11 protein-coding genes are annotated in these 12,181 nt (G+C 44.5%); all 11 read right to left on the reverse strand.

Annotated elements, in window-relative coordinates; all coding sequences use genetic code 11:
* Positions 1 to 12: 12 nt before the first annotated feature.
* The 11 genes from G395_RS0120800 to G395_RS31220 all read right to left on the reverse strand — a co-directional run bounded on the left by G395_RS0120800 (position 13) and on the right by G395_RS31220 (position 12,163).
* Positions 13 to 1,422, reverse strand: a complete 1,410-nt coding sequence (locus G395_RS0120800; RefSeq protein ID WP_026631842.1) for an MBOAT family O-acyltransferase — start codon at positions 1,420 to 1,422, stop codon at positions 13 to 15.
* Between the two features lie 7 nt (positions 1,423 to 1,429).
* Positions 1,430 to 2,623: a cytochrome P450 gene (locus tag G395_RS0120805; protein ID WP_035361832.1), complete on the reverse strand. Its 1,194-nt coding sequence runs from the start codon at positions 2,621 to 2,623 to the stop codon at positions 1,430 to 1,432.
* Between the two features lie 49 nt (positions 2,624 to 2,672).
* Positions 2,673 to 2,921, reverse strand: coding sequence for an acyl carrier protein (locus G395_RS0120810; protein WP_026631844.1), 249 nt, complete (start codon positions 2,919 to 2,921; stop codon positions 2,673 to 2,675).
* 111 nt (positions 2,922 to 3,032) lie between these two features.
* Positions 3,033 to 4,673 (reverse strand): fatty acyl-AMP ligase, encoded by a 1,641-nt coding sequence (locus G395_RS0120815; RefSeq protein ID WP_026631845.1) that lies wholly within the window; start codon positions 4,671 to 4,673, stop codon positions 3,033 to 3,035.
* Between the two features lie 78 nt (positions 4,674 to 4,751).
* A complete protein-coding gene (locus tag G395_RS32180; protein WP_157486754.1) occupies positions 4,752 to 5,066 on the reverse strand; it encodes a hypothetical protein in 315 nt (104 codons plus the stop codon).
* A gap of 219 nt (positions 5,067 to 5,285) precedes the next feature.
* Positions 5,286 to 5,585: a Dabb family protein gene (locus tag G395_RS0120820; RefSeq protein ID WP_026631846.1), complete on the reverse strand. Its 300-nt coding sequence runs from the start codon at positions 5,583 to 5,585 to the stop codon at positions 5,286 to 5,288.
* A 28-nt stretch (positions 5,586 to 5,613) separates the two neighbouring features.
* Positions 5,614 to 6,705 carry a sensor histidine kinase gene (locus G395_RS0120825; RefSeq protein ID WP_026631847.1) on the reverse strand — a complete coding sequence of 364 codons (1,092 nt, stop codon included), beginning with the start codon at positions 6,703 to 6,705 and terminating at the stop codon, positions 5,614 to 5,616.
* Positions 6,706 to 6,906: 201 nt separating this feature from the next.
* Positions 6,907 to 8,181, reverse strand: coding sequence for a Glu/Leu/Phe/Val family dehydrogenase (locus G395_RS0120830; RefSeq protein ID WP_026631848.1), 1,275 nt, complete (start codon positions 8,179 to 8,181; stop codon positions 6,907 to 6,909).
* Positions 8,182 to 8,473: 292 nt separating this feature from the next.
* Positions 8,474 to 10,288, reverse strand: a complete 1,815-nt coding sequence (gene typA, locus G395_RS0120835; RefSeq protein WP_026631849.1) for a translational GTPase TypA — start codon at positions 10,286 to 10,288, stop codon at positions 8,474 to 8,476.
* A 270-nt stretch (positions 10,289 to 10,558) separates the two neighbouring features.
* Positions 10,559 to 10,945 (reverse strand): hypothetical protein, encoded by a 387-nt coding sequence (locus tag G395_RS0120840; protein ID WP_157486755.1) that lies wholly within the window; start codon positions 10,943 to 10,945, stop codon positions 10,559 to 10,561.
* A 120-nt stretch (positions 10,946 to 11,065) separates the two neighbouring features.
* The gene (locus G395_RS31220; RefSeq protein ID WP_051350279.1) at positions 11,066 to 12,163 is read right to left on the reverse strand and encodes a T9SS type A sorting domain-containing protein; all 1,098 of its coding nucleotides are present in this window, start codon (positions 12,161 to 12,163) and stop codon (positions 11,066 to 11,068) included.
* Between the last annotated feature and the right edge of the window lie 18 nt (positions 12,164 to 12,181).

Genomic DNA, 12,181 nt, shown 5'->3' on the forward strand with positions numbered 1-12,181 from the left:
AATGGTTGGTTTTCAGAATTGAATGTAGTAAAAATTAGCAACGGTGATCTGCCCGAATATGAGAACGAGCTGGACCAAAACCAGGAAGGAAAGGTTTCGCTGCACGGGATTTCTTTTTAACAAAAAGGAAGCAATGTCCTCTTTTTCACCCATTTGATAATTTATAAAATCCAAAATTAAAAACAAGGCAAGCGTCAAGCCGAAGCCGGAAGTGAAAATAGAAAGCGCGCCCGACTGAAACCCGAACATTGCACTGTACAACCGCAAACCACTGTCCAGCTCCGCCGCCCGAAACCAGCCCATAATGAGCGTTCCTGTGAGCAGACGGACGATGATGCGTAAAACAGTATGTGGATTTGACCCAATCCTGAGACCGAGACGGCCATAAAACCGCTCCCAGAAGCGTTTTGTCCTGATCTCAAAATTAATGTAGGCCCATTGTAAAAAGCCCCAGATCACAAATGACCAGCTCGGTCCGTGCCATAACCCGGTAACTACAAATGTGAGCAGGCGGTTAAATTCCAACCTTGTTTTGTTGGTGACGCCTTTGCTAATGTTGAAAAACACATAATCGCGGAACCAGGACGTGACCGTAATGTTCCAGGAGTTCCAGGATTCGGTTCGGGAAGGCGTAAAGTAATAGCGGTTTGCGAAGTTTTTGCTTAGTCGGATGCCGAGTAACCTGGCTGATCCGGTTGCTATGTCGCAGTAACCTGAAAAGTCGCAATAGAGTTGGATTGAGAAAAGCAGGACGGCTAATGTTACCGAAATTGCGGTATATTTTTCTGGTTGATCGAATACCGGATTAACATGATCTGCGAACCGGGCGGCCAAAACCATTTTTTTGAATAAACCCCAGACAATGAAAAAAATCCCAGCCTTAATGTTCTCAGGATCGTAGCTGACAGGATTTTTCAATTGCGGGATCAGCTGCCTGGCACGCTCCAGCGGACCGGCCAGCATAGTCGGGAAAAATCCCAGGTAGAGTGCGAGATAGCCAAAATGCGGCTCGGGTTTAATGTATTTCCGCTGCACGTCGGTAAGATAGCCTATGATCAGAAATGTATAATAGGATATTCCGATAGGCGCTAACCAGTTCAAAATCACCGGCGAAAAGGAATTATTGATGGGAATCAGATATTTGAAGAACAGCAGCGGCAACAGGCAGATGACGATTAATAAGGTCAGCAGCGTTTTGCGCTTCTTTTTTGAATGTGCCGGATTTCCCAAATATTGACCACCGAGAAAACAGATCGCCGTCAGCCCAAGCCAAACAAACACATAGTAGCCGCTCCAGCTCATATTAAATAGCACGCTCAGGATCAGCAGAAAGATCCATTTCTTGGCTTGGGGCGTGTTATAGTAAGCTGCAACAATCAGAAAAAGGAGCAGGAAGTATGTAAAATCGGTGAATTTGATCATTAAGCCTTTATTTTAGAAGCACAGGCAAATGCTTATGACCTCTGAAAAACACTTTCGAATCCCATTCGCCAGGCTTGTCGGGATGCAGGCGGATATTCGGGAACGCGGCCATGAACCGGGGCAGGAATTTCTGCATCTCGAACCGGGAAAGACGGGCGCCCATGCAATGATGGATTCCAAATCCGAACCCAATGTGTGGATTGGGTTTACGTGTAGGTATAAACGTTTCGGGATTTTGAAAAATGTCAGGATCACGGTTGGCGGAGGCAATGCCTAGCAGCACGGTTTTTCCCTTTTTGAGCTGTAAACCTGCAAATTCCATATCCTCCTTCACCTGCCGAGGAATCCAGTTTACAGGGCTAACATAGCGGATCAGCTCTTCAACTGCAATTGCGCAGCCGTCGTGCGCATTCCAGTCTATGGCGATGTCTTTATGCTCAATCAACGTAGCAATGCTTCTCGTAAGCAGCAATGTGGTGGTTTCTGTGGCAGCATTGACCAGAAATTCCCATGTTCCGATCAGTTCATTCACGCGGGTGCTGCCCATAATTCCCTGCATTTCCAGTAACAGGCTGTTAGTCAGTTCTCTTTCCTGCCTGGAAAGCGTCTCGCCAAGGTAACTACGGAATTGCCTCGACATATGCACGCATTCCAGCAAGTCTTTTACATTTAGTGTTTTTTCAAAAATCAGGGTAATGACGTAGGAGAATTTTTGGATAAAATCGTAATCCTCACTTTTTAAACCACAGATCTTGCTGATAATGAGGAAGCTGAATTTCCTTGTGATCTCTACCAGGTCCGCTTCTTCCTGATCCTGATAGGCGCCTATCACTTCCTGGATCGCTTCCAGGGTAATGTGCTCGTAATTAGCCTCGTAGAACTTTTTATTAACCATTTTCCGATGTTCGGCATGGGCTTCACCATTCATGAACAGCAGCCAGTGCCGCAAGCTTTCGCCGAATTCCAGGAGTGCCGGATCATTGTTTGCAATAGCAGAAACGACTTTGAAGCGTTCCTTAAAATCGAAGTTTTGAAAGTTTTCGGAGTCGGCAAAGATCTTCTTAACGTTTTTGTAATCCATCACAACCAGGTCCCCAAACACATTCAAATGCACGGGATTGGTTTTTCGCACATCATCGATCAGGTCAGCGTAATTTTGACTGATTTTGTTTTGAGATGACCAGATAGCCGCTACGGACATATGCAAGACGTTAAATGAAAGGTTGAATTAAGGCAGTAGGGGCAATAAATCAGGCTTCCTGATTTTCCAGGATCCATTCGGTCGTGGCTGCAATGGTGCCCATTTCCCAAAAAATAGAAGGACTAAGTTCCATTCCCAGCCATTCTTCGAGCTCCGAAGTGATGTTAACCATTAAAAGGGAATCGAGGCGGAAGTTGACAATGTCTGTGTCCGGCGTCACTTTTTCAGGATCGAGCTCTGCATGATGCGCTATACGCTCAATGATCCAGCCGGAGATTTCGGTATAAGTCTTATCCATGGTGCGGTTTAATGGAGCGTTAGTAAGATTTCAATGCGGTGAAAATAGGGATTTTATCCGTTTTTAGTGGAAAACAGCGGTTTAATTGATTAAGTGGTGATAAAATAAAGCCTAATTTATATTAAAAACTTCCCGTGCTTTCAGTCTTTGAATTTTTCCGCTGGATGTTTTCGGCAACTTCCCAACCGCTGCGAGCACAATTTTATGGGGCACCAACCCAAATGCCAGACCTACGCTGTTTGCAATGTTTGTTTTAATTTCATCCGTATCACCTTCATTTTGAGCATTGTTTCTAACCTCGCTCACGATCATCAGTTCTTCACCTTGTTCGGTTTCAATAGAAAATGCCGCGGTTCCATGTGGCTGAATATGTTCATGGCAGGCACTCACCACTTCTTCAATGTCCTGCGGATAATAGTTTGTCCCGCGAATAATGATTAGCTCTTTCTTTCTGCCTGTAATAAAAAGCTGTCCGTCAGACAAAAAGCCTAAGTCGCCGGTCCGCAGAAACGGACCTTTTCCACACGCCGTAAATGCTTTAAAAGTAATATTGGTGGCAGCAGGATTTTCCCAGTAACCCAGCGCAACGCCTTCATTACTCACCCAAATTTCTCCTATCTCTCCGTTTTTTTGAATTGAATTCAGCTCCGGTTCGACAATAGTAACATTAGTGAACTCAACAGGCGGGCCGCAAGCCACCACCATTTTCGCGTTCGTCTCCGATATGGGCCGGAAATTCATAGGCGCGCCATGCAAATGCAAGCTCACAGCCAGCGTTGCCTCCGCTAGACCATAGGCCGGAACCAAGCTTTCTCTCTTGAAACCAGTTACCTGCATGGTTTCTGCAAATTTGTCCAGGCTGGCGATGCGCACGGGTTCCGCACCCACATATAGCACGCGTAAGGAACTGAGATCCAATGTTTCCAGCTGCTCGGGCTTTATGCGGACCACACAGTGATCGAGTCCAAAACCGGGGCCGCCACAAACCGCTGCCTGATGACGGGAAATTGTTTCGAGCAGCAATAATGGTTTGGTAATGAATAAAATGGGAGAGATGATCAGCCCGGTGCCGCCCGTGAAAACAGGAGAAAGCAGTCCGTCCACCAAGCCCATGTCGTGATAATGCGGAAGCCAGGTTACGGAAGTGTCCGCAGCCGTACGGCCAAAGCAGTTGTTGATCGCATTTAAGTTGGCGGTAAGATTAGCATGGCTAACCATAACGCCTTTGGGATGACCTGTTGAACCCGACGTATATTGGAGATAGGCAGTTTCATTGGATGCGGAAAGTTGCTTTGCCGTTGGTTCAGAAGCATCATTACTAAGCTCATCTGTAAAAAACCACTGAATGTCCAATGCTCTTAAAGTCCTGGAAGCCTCCGTTTGCCTCTGAGAAAGCATTTTAAGGGACTTCTGATTGGTAATGATGAGCGAAGCTTCGCAGTCTTTTATAATGTTTAAAATCCTTTGAATAGCCGGTTCGGAATAGCCAATAGGGCATGGCACCGCAATGAGGCCGGCGTGCAATGAACCGAGGAAAACTTTAATAAATGCCGCTTCGGCAGGCAGCAGAATAATAACCCGGGAATGCGGATTGCAAATGTCGGCTAGTTGTTTGGAAGCCGCGTAAACCGCTTGTAGCAATGTTTTATAGCTAAGCTCCTCCGATAACTTTCCCTCTTTCTCCACAAATCCATAAGCAAGCTTGTCCGGAAACTGCCGGGCATAGACTTCCAGTCTGTTAAATAGATCCATGAAACCAAAGGTATAAAAAAAGCAGTACGACTAAGAAATGATCTCAATCGTACTGCTTCTCAATGCTTTATTTCAAAATTATCTCGGCCCGCGCGTTCTGTTTCGCTGCCCGTAATGATTGCCATTATTGTATTGGCGTTTGTAAGCTTTGTTGCTATAACGGCTGGAATTATAACGATCGGCGCGAATTACTCTCCGGTGCTGAGGATGCGGTTTTACAACCACAACTCTTGGTGGCGGAGGTGGCACTCTGTGATAACGGTAACCATAGCTAGGTCCGTATCCGTAGTCATAACCATAACCTGGCCCGTGTGACCTGTATGTACAGGAAGATATGCTTATTGCTGCAATGATCGTCACGATAACAGACAGCACCATTCTATTTGATCTCATGGCTTTAAGTCGTTTTGTACTATTTATAAAACGATTTTCACCATTTATTAGTGCCTGTGAATGACCTGGCAGAGAATTAGGGGGAAGCTTTGAACCAGTTATCCACACCATATGGATAACCTAAATAGCAGGTAAGGCGCTGTAAATGCAGAATTTATAACTTTGTTAACAAGTTATCCACAGGGTCGGTGTGGATAACTTGTTAACAAACATTTGCAATTATGCTTCCACGTCATAGATCAATACACGCTCCCAAAGATGCGCGCATTCGTCTACGAATTTCTTATGCAAAGGATGAACCTGATATACGTCATGCGCTGCCTCATCGGCAAAAACCAGGATTTCAGCGAAGTCGTAAGTCGCGTCAATCACGGGGCGGCGCGTAGCGGCAGGAGGGCCAATGAATACGGAGTCGATAGATTCAATGGCTTCCAGGGATTTGATGCCGGCAAGAAGTGCCTGCCTTGCTTCCTCGTTATCTTTTTCTTTCAGCCAAAAAAATACGTTGTGAACAAACATGGGTAATCGTTTATGAGTTAAAAATATATTAAGGATTCGCTTGTGTAGCAGCCGCTTCCGGAATGCTTTCAGAGGCGGGACTAATGTATGCCTTTTCGAGCTTAAATGAAAAAGTGGTTCCTTTCTCGGGTTTGGACATGACTGCAATTTTGGTGTCATGCGCATTCAGAATATGCTTTACAATCGCCAAACCTAGCCCTGTTCCGCCAATTTCTTTGCTGCGACTCTTGTCAATTCTATAAAAGCGCTCAAAAATGCGGTTCAAATGCTCGTGCGGAATTCCGGGCCCGTTATCCCGGACGGCAACCTCTACAAATTTTTTCCCCTCACTAAAATGCACGATAACTTTTCCGCCTTCATTGCCATATTTAACAGCATTCTCGATGAGGTTCAGCATCACCTGCTCCATACGGTCCGCATCCGCCAGCACCCACACTTCGGCCAGCTCATCGGGCTTTACCTTGAATGTCACGTCTTTATCCTTCGCAATGTTTTCAAGCCTGCTGAAAATATTTATTGCCAGCAACCGAATGTCGATAGGCGCAATGTTCATCTTAATGTCACCCGTTTCCATTTGTGAAAGCACCAGCAGGTCCTTGACAAGCACATCCAGGCTGTCCAGGTTTTTCGCGGCTTTGATCAGAAAACGCTCTCTCACATTCTCATCATCCATCGCACCGTCGAGCAATGTGTGGATAAAGCCCTGTGCAGCGAAAATCGGTGTTTTGAACTCATGGGAAACGTCTGCTAGAAATTCGCGGCGAAACAATTCCAGCTTTTTCAGCTCATCGATCTCCTTTTGTTTTTTGGTTACATAAACAAAAATCTCATCGTTTATAGTTTTGAGCGGATTGGATTCTGTGATGAGTTTCTTCCTTGGAGCGAGGTTGAAATCCTTCATTTTAAGCTTGTGGATTGTCCTGTACATTTTGTTCACTTCCCGGAAAACCAGGATGTCAACTGCATACAAAACCAGGAAAAATGAGGAAATAAAGGCCGATATAGCCGAAACAAACATCATTCCCCTCGAAACTCCTTCCACAAAAGCCAGAAAAGAAGTGGTAATCAGGGAAATCAGAAATGCCAGTATAAAAGCAATAAAGCGGGGGCTTAGAGACATGATCTTGGTGTAAAAAGCGTTGGCATTCAGCCGTTCGCCGTCTTAGTTTCGACCTTAAAGTTAACATTCTGTTTGCAAGAAAACTCTATTGCGTAGGTGGGCTTGTGGTTTAATAATATTTCCTTAATGTTAACAAGCGGATTAAAATGTAAAAAGGCAGTTCTCTGTGACGAAAACTGCCTCTTGTCAGATGGATAAAAATTAAAATCCCCCGCGGAATTTATAAGTGCTGCTCACTTTGTCAATGGCAACAATGTAGGCGGCGATCCGCAGCGATACTTTGTATTTCAATGACGTTTCGTACACCTTATCAAACGAATCCTGCATGATCCGGTCTGTCCGGCGGTTAATCCGTTCCAGCGTCCATTTATAACCGATCCGGTTTTGCACCCATTCGAAATAAGAAACCGTTACACCTCCTGCATTGGCCAGAATGTCCGGCACAACCATGATTCCTTTTTCATTTATAATGTCGTCTGCTTTGAATGAAGTAGGGCCATTTGCACCCTCTACGATCATTTTAGCCTGAATTCCAGCAACATTTTTTCTTGTTATAACATCCTCTTTTGCAGCAGGCACGAGCACGTCAACGGGCAATGTCAGCAAATCGTCGCCGGGGATAGGCTCTGCTCCGGAAAAACCTTCCAGTGAGCCCTTATTTGCATCCCGATACGCCACTGCTGCCGCGATGTCGATCCCTTTATCATTATAATAAGCACCGGAAATATCGCTGATCGCGTGGATCGCAACACCTCTTTCGCGTAAAAGTAAGGCGGCATGTGAACCCACATTACCAAAGCCCTGAACCACAGCCGTTGCGCGATACGGGTTAATGCGCAGTTTTTCCATCCCGGCCAGTGCCGAAACCATTACACCGCGGCCCGTCGCCTCTGTACGGCCCAGTGAGCCGCCCAGTACCAGGGGTTTGCCCGTAACCACGGCCGGGATCGTCATGCCTTTTGATTTCGAATATTCGTCCATAAGCCATGCCATTTCTCGCGGGCCCGTTCCCATATCCGGCGCAGGAATATCCTGATCCGGCCCCAAAACGTCCAAAAGCGCAGTTGTATAAGCACGCATCAAACGTTCGATTTCTCCCGCTGACATTTCGCGTGGGTTACAAGCAACACCTCCTTTTGCGCCGCCATAAGGAATATCCACCACCGCACATTTCCAGGTCATCCACGCAGCGAGCGCACGTACTTCATCCAGGTTCACATCCGGATCAAACCGGATGCCGCCTTTGCTGGGGCCTAGGATTGTCGAATGTATAACGCGGTAACCTTCAAAGGTTTTAATTTGTCCTGAGTCCATCATAACAGGCAGTCCTACAATGACTTGCTTGCGCGGCACTTTCAAAATATGATACATTTCCTCTGAGATTCCCAAAAGATCAACGGCCTTATCAAACCGCTGCATCATTGATTCCAATGGATTTTCTTTGTCCTTAATTGGAGCCGGTTCTATATATGACATTTTTGATTATTTAAAGTATTGATATTAAGTATGTTAATGAAAATTTCGTCTTAGTCAACACAAACATAATTGATTATATTTTATAAAAATAAAAAACCAATTAATCTTGAAATAGTATAAAAAATGCAAATGCGTAGAATGTTTTATGCGTAATGCGATCCTTAAAATTATGGCCTTAGTTTCTCCGATTATCCCAAATTTCCTGCAAGGGTTTCTCCGAAATCTGAATTCGTAAAAAATAAAAAAGGAGGCATAAAATTTATGCCTCCTTTCAGTATATGCTAAATCGCTGTTACGCCATTTCCATTTTTCCGGAATTACGTTTACGATCGTTTTCTTCCAGATATATTTTACGCATACGCATGCTCTGTGGCGTAACTTCCAGATATTCATCCTTCTGGATATATTCCATCGATTCTTCAAGAGAGAAGTTGATTTTTGGAGCGATCCTCAAACCATCATCTGTTCCTGATGCACGCATGTTTGTCAATTTCTTAGCTTCCTGCAAATTCACAACAATGTCATTCGGGCGGTTGTGCTCGCCAATCACCTGGCCACCATAGATTTCATCACCCGGCTCAACGAAGAAACGTCCGCGATCCTGCAATTTATCAATGGTATATCCTGTTGCAGGACCCGTGTTTTTCGAGATAATCGATCCGCTGATACGTCCTGGAATTGGTCCACGGAATGTTCCGAATTCTTTGAAACGGTGCGTCATAACCGCTTCACCCTGTGTTGCAGTCAAAACGTTAGAACGCAGTCCGATCAAACCTCTTGAAGGAATCTCGAATTCAAGGTGTTGCAAATCTCCTTTTGGTTCCATGATCAACAACTCACCTTTACGCTGTGTTGCCAGTTCGATCACTTTTCCAGCAGTTGCTTCCGGCACGTCCACAACCAATGTTTCGATTGGTTCAAGGCGCTCGCCCTTTTCGTCTTCTTTAAAAAGAACCTGAGGCTGACCTAGTTGCAATTCATAACCTTCACGACGCATTGTTTCGATCAATACAGACAAGTGAAGGATACCACGTCCGAAAACAAGGAATTTATCTTCTGTATCTGTTGCTTCAACGCGCAATGCAAGGTTCTTTTCAGTTTCTTTCATCAAACGGTCACGAAGGTGGCGAGATGTTACAAACTTGCCTTCTTTACCGAAGAATGGAGAATTGTTGATTGTGAATAGCATGTTCATCGTAGGCTCATCCACAGCGATACGTGGAAGCGGCTCAGGATTTTCAGCGTCGGCAAGTGTATCGCCAATTTCAAAATCTTCAATTCCAGTCACTGCACAAATATCACCAGCCGTAACTTCGGAAACCTTCACACGACCAAGTCCTTCAAATATCTGCAATTCTTTAATTTTCACTTTCTTAAAAACGCCGTCAGCTTTGCAAAGCATCATGTTAGCGCCTTCTTTCAACACACCACGCTTCACACGACCGATCGCGATACGGCCTACGAATGCGTTGTAGTCCAGAGAAGTGATTTGCATTTGCGCATTTCCTTCGTCAATAACCGGTGCAGGGATTGATTCGATAATGGTATCCAACAGGAATGTAATGTTATCCGTTGGTGTTTTCCAATCCGGGCCCATCCATCCTTGTTTCGACGAACCGTAAACGGTTACGAAATCAAGCTGATCCTCGGTAGCGCCCAGGTTGAACATCAGGTCAAATACATTTTCCTGAACTTCTTCCGGGCGGCAGTTTTCTTTATCTACTTTATTTACAACCACGATTGGTTTCAAGCCAAGGCCGATTGCCTTGCCTAATACGAAACGTGTTTGCGGCATAGGGCCTTCGAATGCATCAACAAGCAACAAAACGCCATCCGACATTTTAAGTACGCGTTCCACTTCACCACCAAAGTCTGCGTGACCTGGTGTATCAATTACATTGATTTTTACGTCTTTGTAACGCACCGATACGTTCTTAGAAGTGATGGTGATACCACGCTCCCTTTCAAGATCATTATTATCAAGGATTAGGTCATCAAACTCCTGGTTATCGCGAAATAACTTTGAAGCGTGAATGATTTTGTCAACCAATGTAGTTTTACCGTGGTCAACGTGCGCAATGATTGCGATGTTACGAATGGCTTGCATTGTTTTATAGATCAATTGTTTACGGTTTTTCTTTCGGCGGCTTAAAACCGGCAGTAAACCGTTTTGCTTTTAGTTTGACTGATTTTTTGTCAAATAGGGTGCAAATGTACGGACTTTTTCTGCTGAATAACAGTATTTTACAATTAATTTATTGTTACCTGCCGAAAAATGCGGTTTGTAATGAGAGAAGTGCAATAAAACAAGAAAAGAGACGCCGATAGCAGCGCCTCCTTTTACTTCAACACACCTAATGAAACACCTGCATTAGTCTTATTTCCGTTTCAGAAATATTTTGTCAACCCCCCCACCGACATCCAGCACAATGGAGTCGCAGGTGTTGGTCAATGCTGGTAAAGAGTAATTTTTGATTCCTTTATCCTTGAACTTTCCTGTGATTTTTAGAGAATCTCCTTTGACAGTCCAGGTCAACGGAGATTCGTTTTTATGGCCAAAGAGCAATCCACCTGTATCGTCAAACTGACCGTTTTCAGAAAATGTGAGATCCTGTTTTATTTTAGGTGTAAGCTCAAAGTTGCCTGTCCAAGTTCCGATAATATTCTTGCCGAAAACAGGCGCCACACAAGGTTTCTCTTTGTCCTTCTCACAGGATGACGTTGCAACAACGACCATGCAAAATATAAGGATTCGCTTCAACATGATAATCTAGTTTACAAGTGTGGTATCGCTTATCTCATTTTAAAGAGCTTCATGAAAGGCCAGACTCGTTTCGTTATAATTTTAATCGAGTCTGACCAGTGTAAACATTAGTCTCCTTGACTAGTTATTTACCACTATTTTATGAGTTGTTTCAGATCCGTTTGTATTGGTCAAACGCACCAGATAGACTCCATTCAACAATTTCTTAACATTAACATTTGGTGAAGGTTTTCCGGAAGACTTATAGACAGCTTTGCCGTTGGGACCTACTATTTCCACTTTCTCAATTTTGCTCCAATCGGCCGCTTGGATAGTTAACTCTTCCGATACAGGATTGGGATACATGTAAGTGGCAACGCCTTCAAACTTTACGGTACGAATTTGGCTATAAGCGCTTGTGCCGTCTTTATCGATCATATGCAGACGATAGAGGTTTTCACCTTGAATCGGATCAGAGTCAACCGCAGAATACTCAACTTTGGAATTGCTTTCACCCTTCGCACCTACAGTTTGAATAACTTGCCATTGCTTGCCGTTTGAACTGCGCTGAACATCGAAGCGATCACTATTTGTCTCTGCCGTCGTAGCCCATGTCAAGTTAACCGCGGAGCCTTCCTTATTTAGGTCAAAAGATGTCAGCTTTACAGGCAAACTCTGGTCAACCGGAAAGGTTTGGAAAATTCTTCTTACAACTGACCCATCAAGATTAGCCCAAAATGAAGTTTCTGCGCCCTGCATCTCACTGATATCAAAAGGACGAACTGTTATTGTATTAGAAGGAGGCACCGGGCCAGAGAAATTGATGGTAACAGTTCCCAGCATACATCCTGTAACGGCTGGAATATCACTCTGATCCTCATCCCGCAACAGGTTAATACTGAAACTATTTTTGTCAGCTACGACGTCTCCGGGTGCGGGGAAAGATACACCGCCTAGGGACGTATATGTGAAATTCCTTGCAATTGTGGCAGTGGTTATGGTTACGCCAACTGGTACATTAATGTCAGCACGAATGTTCATTCCTCGCCAGTTGCTTTCATCAGGGTTAGCTGTGTTGTAACCCTGACCTTGGAACGCCCAAAGGTCAAATTTGTATGTTAATCCATCCGCAGACATAGACGTATTTTGAAACTGAAGGTCGATAGTCTGTGCTCTTAACATATTTGCAAATAGAATGAATGCAAACAGCAAGATTGTTCTTTTAAAAGTCAAGTTCATATTGTAGATAGTTATAGG

It is taken from the genome of Dyadobacter alkalitolerans DSM 23607, from assembly GCF_000428845.1.
GTDB classification, from domain to species: domain Bacteria; phylum Bacteroidota; class Bacteroidia; order Cytophagales; family Spirosomataceae; genus Dyadobacter; species Dyadobacter alkalitolerans.